At 31.9% G+C, this 17,953-nt stretch carries 11 protein-coding genes; 5 read left to right on the top strand and 6 right to left on the bottom strand.

What is annotated here, in order from left to right:
* Positions 1-55 precede the first annotated feature (55 nt).
* From Q0881_RS14110 to Q0881_RS14095, 4 genes are all read right to left on the bottom strand, one after another.
* Positions 56-574: an RNA polymerase sigma factor gene (locus tag Q0881_RS14110; RefSeq protein WP_299161542.1), complete on the bottom strand. Its 519-nt coding sequence runs from the start codon at positions 572-574 to the stop codon at positions 56-58.
* 68 nt (positions 575-642) lie between these two features.
* Positions 643-2,388 (bottom strand): M14 family metallopeptidase, encoded by a 1,746-nt coding sequence (locus tag Q0881_RS14105; protein WP_299161540.1) that lies wholly within the window; start codon positions 2,386-2,388, stop codon positions 643-645.
* Between the two features lie 2 nt (positions 2,389-2,390).
* On the bottom strand, positions 2,391-2,843 hold the full coding sequence (gene coaD / locus Q0881_RS14100; protein ID WP_299161538.1) for a pantetheine-phosphate adenylyltransferase: 453 nt from the start codon (positions 2,841-2,843) through the stop codon (positions 2,391-2,393).
* A 4-nt stretch (positions 2,844-2,847) separates the two neighbouring features.
* Positions 2,848-3,825 (bottom strand): D-alanine--D-alanine ligase, encoded by a 978-nt coding sequence (locus tag Q0881_RS14095; RefSeq protein ID WP_299161536.1) that lies wholly within the window; start codon positions 3,823-3,825, stop codon positions 2,848-2,850.
* 154 nt (positions 3,826-3,979) lie between these two features.
* On the opposite strand from Q0881_RS14095, the gene Q0881_RS14090 reads away from it, so the two are divergent.
* Both Q0881_RS14090 and Q0881_RS14085 read left to right on the top strand, forming a co-directional pair.
* Complete coding sequence (locus Q0881_RS14090; RefSeq protein ID WP_299161534.1) at positions 3,980-4,561, top strand: PASTA domain-containing protein; 582 nt, start codon at positions 3,980-3,982, stop codon at positions 4,559-4,561.
* A gap of 15 nt (positions 4,562-4,576) precedes the next feature.
* Complete coding sequence (locus Q0881_RS14085) at positions 4,577-5,614, top strand: RluA family pseudouridine synthase (RefSeq protein WP_299161532.1); 1,038 nt, start codon at positions 4,577-4,579, stop codon at positions 5,612-5,614.
* Positions 5,615-5,684: 70 nt separating this feature from the next.
* Here Q0881_RS14085 and cmk read toward each other — a convergent pair whose 3' ends face one another.
* Positions 5,685-6,374, bottom strand: coding sequence for a (d)CMP kinase (gene cmk, locus Q0881_RS14080; protein ID WP_299161530.1), 690 nt, complete (start codon positions 6,372-6,374; stop codon positions 5,685-5,687).
* Positions 6,375-6,475: 101 nt separating this feature from the next.
* Positions 6,476-8,275: a hypothetical protein gene (locus Q0881_RS14075; RefSeq protein WP_299161528.1), complete on the bottom strand. Its 1,800-nt coding sequence runs from the start codon at positions 8,273-8,275 to the stop codon at positions 6,476-6,478.
* 346 nt (positions 8,276-8,621) lie between these two features.
* On the opposite strand from Q0881_RS14075, the gene Q0881_RS14070 reads away from it, so the two are divergent.
* From Q0881_RS14070 to Q0881_RS14060, 3 genes are all read left to right on the top strand, one after another.
* On the top strand, positions 8,622-10,907 hold the full coding sequence (locus Q0881_RS14070) for a gliding motility-associated C-terminal domain-containing protein (RefSeq protein ID WP_299161526.1): 2,286 nt from the start codon (positions 8,622-8,624) through the stop codon (positions 10,905-10,907).
* 6 nt (positions 10,908-10,913) lie between these two features.
* The gene (locus tag Q0881_RS14065; RefSeq protein WP_299161524.1) at positions 10,914-12,752 is read left to right on the top strand and encodes a PorP/SprF family type IX secretion system membrane protein; all 1,839 of its coding nucleotides are present in this window, start codon (positions 10,914-10,916) and stop codon (positions 12,750-12,752) included.
* 51 nt (positions 12,753-12,803) lie between these two features.
* The coding region (locus tag Q0881_RS14060) for a SprB repeat-containing protein (RefSeq protein WP_299161522.1) at positions 12,804-17,953 on the top strand (5,150 nt) is incomplete at its 3' end.

Below are 17,953 nucleotides of genomic sequence, written 5' to 3'. Positions count from 1 at the left end.
CTATTTGTATTAAGAACATTTAAAATATTATTTACCCTACTGTAAATATAGTTTTTTAAACTTTACCTATTTGTTCTTTCAATGTAAGTAAAGCTTTGCTCATTCGTTTTTCAACTGCTTTAACAGAAACACCAACGATTTCAGCTATTTCTGTATATTTTTTTTTGTCAATTCTACTTAAAAGAAAAACTTCTCGTTGTTTTTCTGGTAAATTGGCAATTACTTTTTTTAATTTAGTGTAAAACTCCTCTTCCTCTATAATAAATTCAGGAGTTTCGTTTGTTCTATCAGGAACAATGTTCCTTTTTTGATGCTCAAGAACTACTTTTTTATGAGCTACTTCATTTAAAAATTTATTGTTAGCAACTGTATATAAAAAAGATTTAGCTTTTTCAAATACAACTTTAGCACAGTTATCCCAAAGCTTTATGTAAGCTTCTTGGACTATATCTTCTGCCTGTTGAGTATTCCCACATTTGTAATAAATGTAGTTTCGTAAAGATTGTGAATGCTGATTGAAAATTTTTTCAAAATTCTTTTGCTCACAAACTGATTTTAAGGGTAGGTCATTCATTAGCTTCTTCTAATTTTCCAAAAATAGGAAATTGCGATTAAGAATTGTATAAAAAAATTAACATTAATTTAATATTTTTTAAAAATAGGTAGCATCATGTGTTGTTTTTCGTAGTGAGGTGTAGATTTATATATATATAATAGTTGTGCGTAAGTGTTTTTTGAAAACTCTTTATCTGAATTTATTTTTTCTTCAAATTTCTTTTTAAGAACGGGGTTGTTTTTTAAGAATTGTGCAGCAATGTCTTCAAAAACGTAAGCAGAAAACCCTTCTTTTTGCTGTAAAATAGTATCGAAAAAATTCCAATTAAAAAAAGAATCAGTGGCTTCAGCTTCTAAGGTTTCAATAATATATCGAATTCCTTTTTGTTTTGTAGGGATATATAGATCCCCTTTTTTTAACACTACAGGTTTAAGAGTTTTCTTTATTTGAGTATTATAGTGTAAATAATGTCCTTCGTATGGAGATTTTCTAGATTCTAAATTTGTTATATGTTGAGTTTCTACTATTAATGTTGTATCTTTTTTTAAACGAGTAAATTCAATTTTATTATTTAAAAGTCTTTCAGTTATTTTATACCATCCCTGTTGTAAAATATATGCTTCAGGTATTGTTACTTCTTTTGTAATAACAAAATTATTATAATAAGTAATGTCTTTTATATAAGGTTTTGTTCTGTCATAAAATAAACGTTTACCGTTAGTTACTTCACTATTAATATACTCTCCTTCATATCCTTTAAACTTTAATGTGCTTGGGTTATTAGTATTAACTTTATAAGTAATTGGATATTTCTTTTTAAGTATAATGTCTTCAAAATTTTTATTACGTAAATTTTTAATTTTAGAAGAGTTCTTTTCAGAAAAATCTAATGTAGAAAATAATAATTCATAAGTTTGGTTAACTCTTGTTTTATAAGGTTTAAGCATATGAGTTTCCACCATTAAACCTAAGGTATTAAATAAAGTAGTGTAACCTGTAGAATATCTAGGAGAATCAAAAAATTGCGACCATCCTTTTTCTGGAGTGCTTCCCCAAACATTAACATAAGGTGTAATTGGAATATCTTTTTTGGTTAAAGATTTTTCTATAAAAGGGCGCATTTTACTTTCTAGAAAATCACCAAGTTTACCACCAAGTTTATTGTGTTGTGTAAATAAATGGGTAATAGCGTATTGATAATCTGCACCATTACTAACATGATTGTCAATGAAAATATCTGGATCTACAGTATGGAAAATTTTAGCAAATGCCGCTGCATTCTTAGTATCTTGTTTTATAAAATCGCGATTTAAATCATAGTTACGAGCGTTGCCTCTGAACCCATATTCTTTAGGGCCGTTTTGGTTTGCTCTTGTATGAGAGTTTCTATTTAAAGCACCTCCAATATTATAAACTGGAATTAAACATATTAGTGAGTTTTTATAAGCTTTTTTTAAAGAATCATTTTTAACGATATCCCGTAAAAGTAGCATTGAGGCATCAATACCATCAGATTCTCCAGGGTGGATACCATTATTAATTAAAACTCTATTTTTTGTAGAATTTTTAATGTCATCTAAGCTAGTTTTTCCATCAGCATTAAATACAGCCAAATGCAATGGCTTTCCCGAATCTGTTTTTCCAATCTCGAATAATGAAACTTCATTGTAAGCGCTTGCTAAATCTTTATAGAAAGAAATTACTTCTTTATATTCAGGGGTTTCGGTTCCGTTTGACTTTTCAAATAGAGTAGTGAAATCTTGTTCTGTTATTTTAGAATTTTGTTTGCATGCAAGAAAAATAAATAAGAATATAAAACTTAATTTTTTCATCTTTAAATTCTTACAGCATTAGGAACTAAACCTGTATAATCTCCATCATTTTTAATAACATCTCTAACGATAGAAGAAGATATATAACTTTTTCCAGAAGAGGTTAGTAAAAATACTGTTTCAATTTCTGAAAGCTTACGATTAGTATGTGCAATGGCTTTTTCAAACTCAAAATCGGCAGGATTTCTCAAGCCTCTCAGAATAAATTCTGCGTTTAGTTCTTTAGAAAAGTTAACTGTTAAACCACTATAGGTAACTACTTTTATTTTAGGCTGGTGTTTAAAAGTTTCTTCAATAAAACGTTTACGTTCTTCTAAAGAGAACATGTATTTTTTGTCGGAGTTAACACCAATAGCAATCACTAATTCGTCAAACAAAGTAACACCTCGTTCAATAATATCTACATGTCCTAAGGTAATAGGATCAAAGGATCCTGGGAAAATTGCTTTTTTCATAATTTTAGTTATTTAATGCCATTTCTATTGCGTTACCACATAATTCGGTTAAAGAAATACCAGCTTGGTTTGCTTGTTGTGGTAAAATACTAGCTTCTGTAATACCAGGTACGGTGTTTATTTCTAAAAAGTGAGGTTCGTCATTTACAAAAATGTATTCAGAACGTGAAAAACCACGCATGTTTAATATTTGATATACACGTTTGGCTACATCAGTAACTTTTTTCTCTTGTTCTTTGGTTAAACGAGCTGGGGTGATTTCTTGTGATTTCCCTTCATATTTAGCTTCATAGTCAAAAAAATCATTTTCAGAAACAATTTCAGTAATTGGTAAAACTGTAACTTCATTCTTATATTCTATTACACCAACTGAAACTTCTGTACCATCTAAAAAACTTTCAATTAATATTTCAGAGTCTTCTTTATAAGCTTTGTTTAAAGCAGGTATTAATTCTTCTTTATTGTGTACTTTAGAAATTCCAAAACTAGAACCTGCATTATTTGGCTTTACAAAACAAGGTAAGCCTACTTTTTCAATAATTTTAGATAAGTTAATCTCATCTCCTTGGTTTAAGTAAATAGAAGTAGCTGTAGGTATTCCGTATTTTTTTATTACGCTTAAAGTATCACGTTTGTTAAAGGTTAATGCCATTTGATAAAAAGGCGCAGAAGTATGCTTTAAACCTATTAAATCAAAATAAGCTAAAATAGTTCCGTTTTCACCAGGTGTGCCGTGAATGGCGTTAAAAACACAGTCGAAAGAGATTTTTTTATTATTTATTTCAGATGAAAAGTCATGTTTGTTTATTGGATATTCATTGTCGTTTTCATCAACTAAAACCCATTTGTTTTTTAAAATATGTACTTTATAAGGATTGTATTTTTCTCTGTTAAGGTGCTTGTAAACTACACTTCCACTTTTTAAAGATATTTCTACTTCAGAGGAATAACCTCCCATAATAATAGCTACGTTTTTTTTCACTTTACTGTATTTGAATTACTTTTTTAATTGCTTATTTGTAAAATAAATTACACCATAATAATACAAACTTACCAAAAAAACTCGTTTATGAGTTAATGAATTAAAAATAGTACTATTTTTGGTGTAAATTTGCGCCATCATACAAAAAATCAATATGAGTAATTTTTCAGAAAATCTTAAAAATTTATTTCAATTTATAAAGAGTAAAACTTTTTTTATCCAAATAGGAATTGCTGTAACATCAGTATTAATATTTGTTTTTGTTTTACAGTGGTGGTTAGGTGTAACAACTAACCATACTCAAAAAATACAAGTGCCAAATTTGCATAAAATGTCATTGGCAGCAGTAGAAAAAAAATTAGACGAGCTTAATCTTGAGTTTATAGTAATAGATAGTGCTAGTTTTAATCCGAATTATCCAAAAAAATCGGTGATAGAGCAAAACCCAGAAACAGGAGATTTTGTAAAAGAAAAGCGTAAAATATATTTAACATTAAATCCATCAAAATACAGAGATGTAGAAATCCCTGATTTAAATGGAAGAACAAAAAGACAAGCTACAACACATTTACGTTCTATAGGTTTTAATGTAGGTAAAGATGTAACTTGGGTAAGAGATATAGGTAAAAATGTAGTGAGAGGATTAAAATTTAAAGGAAGCAAAATTACTCCAGGAGCAAAATTACCAAAGAAAACAACCATAGATCTTATTTTAGGAGATGGTAGTGGTAACTAATTTTATAATTGATTCATGCAGGAAGATACAACTCCAGAAATAGAAAACGACGATTTATACGAGCATTATAAATTTGTAGCAACAGAAGGACAGGAGCCTTTAAGAGTAGATAAGTTTTTAATGAACTTTATTGAAAATGCTACTCGAAATAAAATTCAACAAGCAGCGAAAGCAGGAAATGTTTTGGTAAATGATGTGGTGGTAAAATCAAATCATAAAGTAAAACCAAAAGATGTAGTTCGTGTAGTTTTAGCCTACCCACCAACAGAAAATGAATTAATAGCAGAAGATATTCCTATTGATATTGTTTATGAGGACGATGAGGTAATTGTGGTAAACAAACCCGCAGGAATGGTAGTACATCCAGGTCATGGGAATTATACAGGTACTTTAGTAAATGGATTAATGTATCATGTTGAAAATTTACCTACAAACTCAAATGAACGACCAGGTTTGGTGCACCGTATTGATAAAGATACAAGTGGATTGTTAGTAGTTGCTAAGACAGAGTTTGCAATGGCACATTTATCAAAACAATTTTTCGATAGAACTACAGAGCGTTTGTATTATGCATTAGTTTGGGGGAATATTGAAGAAGACAAAGGTACTATAGAAGGAAATATTGGTCGTAGTTTTAAAAATCGTTTACAAATGGATGTTTTTCCTGATGGAGAGCATGGTAAACATGCGGTAACGCATTTTAAAGTTTTAGAACGTTTAACCTATGTAACCTTAGTGCAGTGTAAATTAGAAACGGGTAGAACTCACCAAATTAGAGCGCACTTTAAACATATAGGGCACACACTTTTTAATGATGAACGTTATGGAGGTAATGCTGTTTTAAAAGGAACAACCTTTACAAAATACAAACAGTTTGTAGATAATTGTTTTAAAGCATTGCCTAGACAAGCACTACATGCCAAAACATTAGGATTTACACATCCAAAAACAGGAGAATTTATGCAGTTTAATACGGAAGTACCTGCAGATATAGAAGCGTGTTTAACAAAATGGCGTACCTATTCTGAGAATTCAAAATTAGAAGAATATTAAAATAAATTATATTTTAAGTATAAAAAAACCAGCAAATATTGCTGGTTTTTTATGTTTTATATAGAATGTATTATTTAAAATTTCTGTTCACTAAACTTATAATACGTTCAAATTGTTCTTTTAGGCCCATGTCAGAATTGTCAAATTCAATAGCATCTTTAGCAATAACTAGAGGAGAATCTTCACGTGTAGAATCTATTCTATCACGTTCTTGAACATTGTGTAAAATTTCTTCATAATTTACCTTATCGCCACGATCTAATAATTCTTTATAACGTCTTGTCGCACGTTTATCGGCAGAAGCAGTCATAAATAATTTTAATTCAGCATCAGGAAAAACAACGGTACCAATATCACGACCATCCATTACAATACCTTTATTTTTTCCCATTTCTTGTTGCTCGCTCACTAATTTTTTACGAACCTCAGAAATTGTAGCAATTTTACTAACCAGTCTAGAAACTTCAATAGTTCTAATAGCTTTTTCTACATTGATATTGTTTAAAATCATTTCGGCAAAGCCTAAACTTTTATTAAAAATAAAAGAAAGAGAAACATTATGTAAATCTGCAATTAAATCGTTTGGATTAAAATGTGAATCTGAAATGTAATTTTGTTGCATAGCATATAACGTAACGGCTCTATACATAGCGCCTGTATCTACATAAATATAGCCTAGCTCTTTGGCTAGCTGTTTAGCTATGGTGCTTTTTCCGGTTGAAGAAAAACCGTCGATGGCAATGGTGATTTTTTGTGTCATAAATGCTTAAAAATGGATCACAAATATACGACAGAATTCTAAAAAAAAAGCCTAGTAATTTTAAATTACTAGGCTTTTTAGTGATGGTTTAATTAATGTTTTTAAAACTCACCAAGTGAAGATCTTATAAAAGTAGTTGAAAATTGACCTAAACTAGAGTAAACTTTAAAAATGTAAGTTCCATTTTGTAAGTCTCTAACATCAATAAAAACAGAAGTCTGATCACCAATTGGTATAGGAATTTCAATAGGGTTAAGGTTTCTGTCAGTTTCATCAAACGGATCTATACGACCATCTTTAAACAAGGTTACACTTTTTACCAAAGCACCTGTTTGTGCATTATAAATATGACCAAATGAAGCAGAAGTTTTTAAACTTTTTCGTTTTAACCACATGGCACCCGTTGTAGGGTTTGGCGATAAGTTAAAATAAGTGTTAAAGTTAATAACAGGTGTTGTATTGCTACAATCTGTGCTAACCACACAACTAGGGTACATATTGGTAATATATGTTTTTATGTTGTTAAAAAACGAAACATTGTTAACACATATAAATTTTAATTTAGGACAGTTACTTACATCTACTCCGCTAGTTTTAATAAATTCAGCATAACTAGTGTAAAAACTATGGTTTCCAGTTGCGTATACTTTTTCAAGATTAGGGTTATTTTCTACACTCAGCTGTTTAAGCTTGCAATTTCTAACATCTATTTCAGAGAATAAGTTATTATAAATTCGTATAGAGTTTAAGTTAATATTAGTTGTGAAATCTAATTTTGTAATTAGATTTTCCCAGGCATCTACATGTTCTAAAGAAGTACAATTATCAGTGTTTAATTCAGAAATTGTACCCCAACCTACTACTATGGTTCTTAAGTTGGTTAAATTAGAGGTGTTTAAATTTGTTAATTGATTGTTATAAGCAGAAAAAACAAGTAATTTTTTATTTAAACTCAAATCAATATTTTTTATAGGATTTGCTCCTATTCTGATGTATTTAAGATTTATATTTTTTTTAAGATCAATATGTGTTAAATTACAGTTCTCAATATATAAAGTATGTAGCTTAATGTTTTTACTTAAATCTACTGTAGGTAAATTATTATAACCTAGACTTATTCCTTCTAAATTTATAAAGTATTCAATTCCTGTAATATCTGTAATATTGCTGTTTGTAAGAAGGTGAAGGCGAATTACTTTTTCAGCTTCGTCAATACAAATTTCACCATCACCATCAGTATCTATACTTTTGTCTTTTAAAATGGCTTGTTTAAAATTAGGGTCTGGGAAATTAATTATTGGGCATCCGGTTGGTGGTGTTTGAATAGTACATTCGCCAATATGTAAGGCGCTACCTATCTGGTCCCAAAAACCTCTGTGGTCTACATTATTAGCTTGTACATTATATTGAGCCTGGCTAATGCAAACATATTTAATCTTACTAAGATTAAAATAAACACCATAAACACTTTCTATTTGAAAAGTGCTATTACCAGTTAAATAAGCATATTCAAGAGGGTTTCCGTCGAGTCTTAATCCCCAAATAATACAGTTTCTAACATCGATGCTTTTTATTTGGTTTCTTTCAGCAACTATAAATCGTAGTTTAGTTAAGGTTTCTGTGTTAATTTCTTTAATATTATTATCGCTACACTTTAATATTTCCAAGTTTGTGAAATATTCTATACCTTCTAAGTTAGATATATTTTTATTGTCTAATTCCAATCTTACAACTGCTAAGGCTTCACTTATTTCAATTTGACTATTTCCATTAGTATCAATAGCAGGGGAGTGAGTTAATAAAGCGTTTTTAAAGTTAGGGTCAGGAAAATTAATTTGTGCAAATGAGTTTGCAAAAAAGCATAAAAACATGCTTGCAATAAGGAGTTGTTTTTTTTTCATAATAAATAGGATTTTTACGTCTATGCTATTTAGACGCAAGGTTTGGGGGATTAAAGTTTAAAATTAAATTTTGTCGCTTATAGCTTCACGACATTTCGCAATTGTTTTTACAAATATTAGTATTTTTTTGAAAGAAAAAAAATCTAAAGGATTGTTTTTTTTAGTGTCAGTTTTATAAAAATTAACAAAGGGTGAATACCTTGTTTTTTAGAGTTTTATGGTTGTTTTTTGTTTTTTGAATTGTGTGTTTGATTTAGTTTTTATATATTTCCTAATAATATTATAGCGAGTTAATACCTTTATTTAAAAAAAAGTGTATTTTTATCGTCCCTTAGGATCCCTTTAAATGAACAAAATAACTAGAAGCATAAAAATACTTTTAGGTGTATTTCTCTTTTGTATATACAGCACTACGGTTGCGCAGACCTTAAATCCACCTACCTTACAATTTGGTGCAAGTGCATGTGATGATGACCCTACAGGTCCTAGGAATTTTCTAATCGACATAACTTATTCCGGAAGCTTTTTTAATGATGATAATAAATTTATTGTAGAATTGTCTGATGCAGATGGTAATTTTGGTACTCCTGCAGTGAAACTTACAGAAGTAAATACACCAGTTCCAAATAACGTATTTATGATAAATAATGTAGGTTTTAATTTACCATCAGGTACTTTTGGGAAAAATTATAGAATACGTGTTCGTAGTACTTCACCAGAGATGAGTTCAGTTTCAAGTTCTTTTCAAGCCTACCATGATATGTTTGCTTCTAATGAGTTAACAATAGCTGATGCAAGTGGAAATCAAAAGTTTACCTTATGTCCTGGAGAAAGTAGAGAGGTCTTTTTAAGTACTACTGTTATTGGTGAATATTTATGGTATAAAGAAAACGGAGCCGTAGATACATTAATTGCTACAACACAAGATCCTAAGTTTACAATAACTGATCCTGGTCTTTATTATGTAGTTGTTGATTATGGCGCTTGTACGGCTGTTGAATCAATTAGGGTTTTAGTTTCAGGTATTAGTACTGCAGATGCGCAGATTGAAGGGGTAGCAGAAATAGAAATATGTAGTAATGAAACACATACATTTAAATCAAAAATAAATAATCCTGCATATACTTATGAATGGTATTTAGATGGTGTGTTAAAACAATCTTCAAATTCAAATCAATATATAACACCAAATGCAGGACAATTTGGTAAATACGTATTGAAAATTATTACGGGTACAGGTACAGATGCTTGTGTTACAACTTCAACTGAAGTAGAACTAAAACAAAAAACAACAGCTAGTTTTTCTATTACCACAGTAGATCCAGGAGAAAGTGTTTGGTTAGAATGTGAAACTAGGAAACTTGAGATTACAGGAGCTCCTTCTGGAGCAACAATACAATGGTATAAAGATGATATAGTGATTCCAGGGGCAAATCAATTTACGACTGCTATTGGTTCATCAGGAGAATATTATGCAGTGGTAACAGACCCAACTACATCTTCATCATGCCCGGCAACAGTAAAATCGGAAATTTATTCTATTTATTCATTAAAAGAATTTAAAGCAGAGATAAGGATAGAAGACACTAATTATAAAGAATGTGAATCTACCGATGCTAAATTAGTTATTGTAGGTGTAAAAGCTCTAGTGAATGAAAATTCGAATGAGTATGATCTAACAGCAGAACAACTTAGTGCAAGTGCTCCTCCATTGGTGCAATATCAATGGTATAAAGATAATGTAGCTATTCCCTCAGCAGGAAATACAAATGAGTATACAATAAATTCTTATTTAAGTAATGGAGAATACGATTTAGAAGTTAGCACTTGTGGATCTGGTGTTATTAAGACAAAGTCAGTTAATAAGATTAATGTTAAGTTGGCTGCACCCTTACCAACAATAACTTCTGCTCCAAACTCAAATTCATTATGTACCGATCCAGGAAGTAAAATAACCTATTCTATAGAAGGAGGTTTATTACCTGGTTTTACATACGAATGGTTTAAGGATGGAAGTACTACAGCAGTTGCAACTGATGTAGTAGATTTTGACGTAGATGCAATAGGTGAATACGTACTTAAAATGACAGGCTTTGGTTGTGAGAGATCAGTAGATCCTATAAATGTAGTATTGTTTGATGAGTCAGTAGTAGAAGTTACACCCTCTGTAAAAGTAGTGTTAAACCAAGGACAAACGGTAACAGTAACGGCATCGGGAGGAGAAAGTTATGTATGGCATTTAGGACAAGATAGTACAGGAACAGTATTGTCAACAAACGAAACATTAGATGTAAATGCTTTAGGCTTTTATACAGTGGTAGTAAGTGTAGGTAGCTGTACGGTTACCAAAACTATAGAAGTTGTAGAACAAGACGATCAAATTATTGTGCCAAATATTGTTACGCCAAATCAAGATGGAATTAACGATACATGGGAAATATCAAATAAATATTCATTTCAACCAACTGTTAGAATACAGTTGTATAACTCAAATGGTAAAGAAATTTTAAACACAACCGATTATCAGAATGATTGGCCAACTGAAAGTTTAGGGAATCAGCGGGTTTTTTATTATAAAATAATTAAAGACGATGTTTTATTTAAAGCAGGAACAATTTCGGTATTAGATTAAAAATTTATGGGGACTAAAAAGTTTATAGTATACATGTTAATATTGGTAACTACGTTTTCGTTGGAAGCGCAGGTATCTAATAGTGCACAACAATACAATAGTTTTACTTCAAGAAACTTTATGAAGTTTAATCGTTTTTTAACAGTACCCACTTTTTCAGCACTTAGAGAAAATAAAACATCAATAACAGCTATTGTTCGTAATAGTAATGTAGCGTTTGAAGACAATCCTAGGTTGTATGTAGGAACGTATTCAGGAAAAATGCGCGAAAATGTTGGAGCTGGATTGGCTATTTACCAACAAGAAGTAGGTGTTTTTAAAGATTTTGGAGCCTTAGCAAATTATGCTCACCGTTTACAGTTAAATGATAATATGGATTTAACTTTTGGATTTAACTTTTTATACAGTCGTAGAAGTGCAGACGGACTAAAAGTAAATTCAGCAGTACCAGATCCACAAGTAGCAAATTTTCAAGATATACCCATCGTAAATTTTCAACCAGCGGTAACCTTATCGTTTGGAAAGTTTGATGTAGGGGTGTTTTTTGAAAATTTAGTAGATTTTAATTTAAAAAGTAGCGAAATGGCTACTTCTTTTGGTGAAAAAACGTTTTCTGCTCATGCAATGTATTCCCATGAATTTACCTATGCATCAGGAATTTTTGAAGGAGCCGATTTAAGAGTTTTAGCAATTGCAAGAAAACCAGGAGAAGAAACATTTAGTGCAGGAGGTAATGCTATTTTAGATTTGCCAAAAGCGGGTTGGATTAAAGCAGGTTACGATAAGACATACGGGATTTCAGCAGGAGTAGGAGTAAATATTTCTGAAAACTTAGCCATAGGATTTACCTATGAGAAAAGTGATTTTGCATCAACAAATGAGATTGGAATAATCTACAATTTTGGTAAAAAATATTTTACAAGAGATCGTCCAACAAGAAGAGGTGGTAATGTAAAAGTTACCTTGCCTAATAGAGGTACTAAGAAGAAGTTAGACTATGATAATCCTGAGCATAATGATTTATCAGACGAAATTCAACAAGCACAAGATTCTATAGATATTTTAAATAAAAAGGTAGATCAAATACTTCGTTTGTTAAAGAATCAACCAGAACCAGTAAAAGTAACTGTAAATACACCTGTTGAAAATAGCACGGATGAAAAAGATACTTCTTTAAAAAGGAGATCAAACAAACCATGGCGTCAAAGTACAGTAACCTACACAGGAGGTGGAGGTACTATGTACTATATAGTTGCAGACAGATATAGAAATAAAGATCGTGTTGATCCATTAATTGAAAAATGGAGTCGATTAGGTTACGAGGCAAAATACATTTTTGAACCTAAAACAAAATGGTATTATGTATACCTTGATAGATTTGCTAAAGAAGAAGATGCAGATGAAAAGTTTTTTGAAGAGTTTAGTGATAAAACTAGGCTATATGAAAAAAACAATGATAAGAACGATGAGTCTTCTATAAAAGTAAAAAAGAGCGGTAAAGATGGAGTTTATGTTCGAAAATTAACTATTGGAAAAGAAGGAGATAGTTATAAAGAACCTAAAAAGCAACCGCCAGCAAGAGTACGTACCATGGCAAAAATGCAAGGAGTAGCACCAGGCTATTATATTGTTGTGTGGGTAAACTCTAAAAAATCGTTAGCAGATAGAAATGTTGATGAATTAAGAAACGATAATATAGACGCAGGATATTTTATAAATCCAGCAACAGGTTATATGCATATATATATAGCTAAGACCCAAGATCGAAAAGAAGCAATACGATTGTATAATAGCAATTTAGATGGCGCTTTTTATGATAGGAAATCCATAATAAATGTAAAATAGTTTTAAGTTTAGGTATAATAATTATCCCCAATAATTAAATTCCCCCATACGATGATGAAAAGATTACTATTAATATTAATATTATTACTTCAAGTAATAGATTTACAGTCTCAGGCATATCCTAAGCCTGTAAGAGAAATAGTTAAAAAAACTAATAAAAGACCAGATAGGCCTTTCACTAATCGTTTAGGTAGTGGTGGTGTTAACATAAGAGGAGATATTACTTTTATAGGGAATAATATTATAAGTAGGTCGTCTGGAACTGATACGCCAGATGTACCTTATAATGGAAATTCTACCAATGGAAGCTTCGATATGCAATACATTGATATTGATGGAGATGCTTCAACAGAGTCATCTTCAAGAGCTGGACTTACATTACCAGCTTGTTCAAGAGTTGTATATGCAGGATTGTATTGGGGAGCAGTATATCCATATGAAACTTGGTTAAATCAAGATTCTTCAACTAGAGATCCTAATAAAGATCAAATTAAATTTAAAATTCCAGGGGATATAAATTATAGAAATATAACAGGTACTGTTATATATGACCAAAATGATCAACCTACATTGAGACCTTACCTATACTATAATGATGTAACTACATTGTTAGCAGGTTTAGGAACTAATGCCAATGGAGATTATTTTGCAGCAGATATTAAAGCAACTGTAGGAGTAGATAATCTTAATGGAGTTGGTGGAGCTGGAGGATGGACTATGGTGGTAATTTATGAAAACGAAAACTTGTCGAGTAAAAACATTTCTATTTTCGATGGTTTTACATCAATAGACCCTAGTATTAATAGTAGTGAAACAATATCGTATTCAGGTTTTCAAACTATACCTGTAGGTCCTGTAAGAGCAAAACTTTTGGTTGGAGTATTAGAAGGAGATAAAGGGATAGGAGGTGATAGCTTTCAAATTCAAGATACTAATGGAGATTATATAGATCAGGAAACACCAAATATAAACCCAGCGCAATTTGGTTGGGTGTGGGATCCTACTATTGGTTGGGTTTGGAGAAGAAATTATAACTTTTTTAATGGATCTATTAGTGAAAACGATGCATACTTAACAGATAGAACTCCAAACAGTGAGAATACTTTAGGGTTTGATGTTGATTTATATCAGTTAGACAATAGTAGTAACAGTATTATAGCAAACGATCAAACGAGTGCAAGTTTACGATTTACCACAAGTGGAGACGTGTATTGGGCTTTTTTAAATGCTTTATCGGTTGAAATTATTGAGCCTAAAATACAGTTAATTAAAACGATTGAAGATGCTGCTGGTAATGATTTGGCAGGAGCACCGGTAGGCTTAGGAAATGAATTATTTTATACAGTACGATTCCAGAATGTAGGAACTGACAATGCTTTAAATACTGAGTTGGTTGATTTACTTCCTAAAAATGTAGATTTAATAGAAGCAGATTTAATATTACCTGCAGGTTTAACTGCAGCGAATTATACGTATACACCACCGGCTTTAGCAAACGGTTTTAGAGGAGAATTACGTTTTAACATACCAGATAGTATGGTTGAAGAAGGTGATCCTGCGTATGAAATAAAAATAAAGGTACAAGTAGTTTCAGATTGTAACGATTTAAGAGATGTTTGTTCTAATCGTATTCAAAATCAGGCTTTTGCAAATTATGATAGTGATGAAGGAGGAACGCCGAGAGTAATAAATGAACCAAGTTTTGCAGGTATTGACGCATGTAATTTTGGTATTGTAGGTACTTCAAATTTCTTGGTTGATACTTCTGGATGTACATTTGAAAGAACACAAGTTTTATGTGGTGGGAATTTAGATTTAGTAGCAGGAAATGGTTTTGCATCTTATTCATGGGTAAATGCAAATAATCCTGGAACGGTAATAGGAACTAACCAAACATTAACAGTTACCCAAGCAGGTACCTATACAGTAACTAAAACAGCGCCAGTAGGTTGTATTGATAGTACAGAAACAGTTATTGTAACTGATTTTAATTCGCAACCGAATCCTTTAGCAGGTTTTGCAGATCAAATTTTAACTTCATGTCCAAGTAATAGTTTTCCTTTGGCTGAAATTTATTTATGTGGAGATGGAAGTACACGAGAAATAAATTTACCTTTTGTTGCAAGTTCAGCAACTACAGTACGATGGTTTCAATTAGATGAAAGCTCATGCCCAGATCAAACAGTAGTAGGATGTGCAAACGTAAGTTCAGCATGTACATGGAATGATTTAGGAACTGATTTAACAAGGACTTTTAGTGATGCAGGAGAGTATAAATTAGAAGTATTGTATGACGGATTATGTCCAACTACCTATTACTTTAATGTTTATAAAGCAACGTTGAATCCTACTATAGTAAAAGAAGATATTCTTTGTGGGGCTTCTGCAGATATTACCATAAACAATATTCCAGTTGGATACGAATATAGCTTAACAGGACCAGGAGGTTTCAATGCTCCATTCCAAGCTGGTAATACATTTACAGTAACACAACCAGGAGATTATGATTTATCTATTCGTTTAGCAGGATCTTCTGCAGCGGCGTGTACTTATACTTTTCCTTCAATAAACATACAAGAAGAAACTATAGATATAGACGTAATTACAACGAATATGCAATGTGCTAATGAACAAGCACAAATTAGAATTCAAGTAAATAACGTTCCAGGAGATTATACATATACGTTAACACAAGGAGGTGCAACAGTTGCTACTTTTGGACCTGTAGCTACAAACGATCATACTTTTAATGTAACAGATGGTGGTACCTATACTGTAAATGTTACTACTGCGGATTGTGCTGCTACAGAAATGATAAATATAGTAGAGCCAGCAGAGCTTAATTTAGCTGCAGTAGCTACAAAAGATATTTCATGTCTTAATGGGGCTTCTAATGGAATTATAACATTAAATGCCACTGGAGGTACAATTAATACTGGAGATAATTATACTTTTGCTGTATGGTCTAAAGATGGAGTAAATTTGCATGCTAGTATTGCAGCGATACCATCAGGTGATTATTTTACAAATACTACATTTAATGTTATTAATGGGCAAGAAGGAACCTATACTTTTTTAGTAATAGATAGTAATAATTGTTCTACAATATCAAGTCCAGTAACAATTAATGTTGAACCACCATTACAATTTACACACACCACAACTGATATTTCATGTAACGGTTTAACAGATGGTAGAATAGAAGTAAATGTAGTAGGAAGTGATTTAGGCTTTGCTCCGATAGAGTATAGTATCAATGGAGGTACAAATTGGAATACAACAGGAGTGTTCAATAATTTATCAGCAAATACTAATTATACGATTACAATTAGAGCGTCTAAAACAGGTTATCAATGTAATTACGAAATAACAAATATTGCAATTAACGAACCAACTGCTTTAGCAGGAGGTACAGTTGCTGCTACAGATCTTGTATGTAATGCGGCAGGAAATACCGTATTAGGAAGTTTAACATTTACAGCACCAACAGGAGGTACACCAGCTTATACATTTTATTATCGATTAACGGGCGCTACTAATTATAGTGCAGCAGCAGGAACCACTGTTTCAAATTTACCAGCAGGAACATACAATACAAGAGTAGAGGATGCGAGAGGGTGTATAAGAGATTTAGGAGATGTAGTAATAGCTCCATTACCAGCAGCACCTACTTTAGGAAGTTCAGTTGTTTATAATTGCGACGGTACAGCAAATGTAACGATAACTCCAAGTGTAGGAACTTATACATATAGCTTAGATGGAGGAACAGCACAGTCAAGTAATGTATTTAATAATGTAGCCGTAGGATCACATACGTTTACAGTTGCATACGGAAGTGCATGTACAGAAGATATTATTGTAAATATTGCTGCAGGGCAAGAGTTTACAGGTAGCGTTGTTGGAAATACAGATAGTGAATGTCATGGTTCTGATAATGGGACAATAACTATTTCTGCCAATAATTTTACTGGAGGAAGTTATGAATATTCAATTGATGGAGGAACAACTTGGTCGTCAACAGCAGATAATCCATATAGAATTGTTGGATTAGCAGCAGGAACATATAGTGTATTTGTAAGAGAAACTTCTGGAGCTTTAAATTGTGATATTGATTTAGGGCAAGTTATAATAGGAGAACCTACAGAATTAACTTTATCAGCTTCAGTAACACAGCAAGCTGTTTGTGCTGGTGCAGCAACAGGAGGTACAATTACAGCTGTGTCTACAGGAGGTATACCTCCATATACATTTAGTGTTGATGGAGGAGCAAATTGGCAATCATCTCCAGTATTTACAAATGTTGCAGTAGGGAATTACATTGTAATGGTTCGTGACTCTAGAAATTGTAACGAATGTGGATGTACGGCAAACTTATTTGAAAATGGAAGTTTTGAATCACCAGCGTTAGCTACAACTGGTTTTCGTCAAAGAAATGAAGATGATGTCCCAGGTTGGGATACAACAGACCCTTCAAATAGAATAGAAATATGGTATAATAATTTCTTAGGTGTAACTCCGCATGATGGAGTAGCTTTAGCTGAATTAAATGCTAGAAATCCAGGGTCATTATATCAAGAATACTGTACAGAACCAGGAGATGTAATCAATTGGTCTGTAGCACATAGAGGTAGAAGTGGAGTAGATGTAGCTTCTGTTAAGATTGGAGGAGATTTAGCAACTGCACCAATAGTAGAAACAATGTCTGATGGTACATCAGCTTGGGGAGTCTATTCAGGAACTTATACAGTTCCAGTAGGACAGTCAACTACAGTTATTGCTTTTGATGCAGTATCTACAGCAACGGGAAGTTTAAGTGTAGGTAATTTAATTGACAATGTACAAATTACAATAGCGAGAAATAGTTGTGTACCAGTTAGTGTAACTGTTGATCCACCAGCAACAGTATTACACACGGCCACAGTAACACAATGTTACGATGGAAGTAATGGCGAGATAGTTGTAAATGTAACGCAAGGAAACGGCGATTATCAATTTAGTTTAGATGGCGGACCATGGCAAACCCCAACTCCAGCTACGGCAACTACCTATACATTTACAGGATTAACGCCAAAAGCATATACAGTAGATGTACGCGATGGATCGGGTTGTGTATCAACACAAACAAATCATACATTAAATCCACAATTAGGATTAACAACTACGTTAGTAGACGAAACGTGTAATACAGGAACGATTACAAT

Origin of the sequence: uncultured Tenacibaculum sp. (assembly GCF_947494125.1) — a bacterium.
Lineage (GTDB): Bacteria > Bacteroidota > Bacteroidia > Flavobacteriales > Flavobacteriaceae > Polaribacter.
The sequence above is the reverse complement of the archived record's forward strand: the minus strand, read 5'-3'. Positions and strand labels throughout refer to the sequence as shown.

Bases quoted from the DNA above. Each gene is read 5' to 3' on its own strand.
- Q0881_RS14105 (WP_299161540.1), bottom strand. From the start codon at position 2,388: ATGAAAAAATTAAGTTTTATATTCTTATTTATTTTTCTTGCATGCAAA.
- Q0881_RS14110 (WP_299161542.1), bottom strand. From the start codon at position 574: ATGAATGACCTACCCTTAAAATCAGTTTGTGAGCAAAAGAATTTTGAA.
- Q0881_RS14090 (WP_299161534.1), top strand. From the start codon at position 3,980: ATGAGTAATTTTTCAGAAAATCTTAAAAATTTATTTCAATTTATAAAG.
- Q0881_RS14085 (WP_299161532.1), top strand. From the start codon at position 4,577: ATGCAGGAAGATACAACTCCAGAAATAGAAAACGACGATTTATACGAG.
- cmk (WP_299161530.1), bottom strand. From the start codon at position 6,374: ATGACACAAAAAATCACCATTGCCATCGACGGTTTTTCTTCAACCGGA.
- Q0881_RS14065 (WP_299161524.1), top strand. From the start codon at position 10,914: ATGGGGACTAAAAAGTTTATAGTATACATGTTAATATTGGTAACTACG.
- Q0881_RS14070 (WP_299161526.1), top strand. From the start codon at position 8,622: ATGAACAAAATAACTAGAAGCATAAAAATACTTTTAGGTGTATTTCTC.
- Q0881_RS14075 (WP_299161528.1), bottom strand. From the start codon at position 8,275: ATGAAAAAAAAACAACTCCTTATTGCAAGCATGTTTTTATGCTTTTTT.
- coaD (WP_299161538.1), bottom strand. From the start codon at position 2,843: ATGAAAAAAGCAATTTTCCCAGGATCCTTTGATCCTATTACCTTAGGA.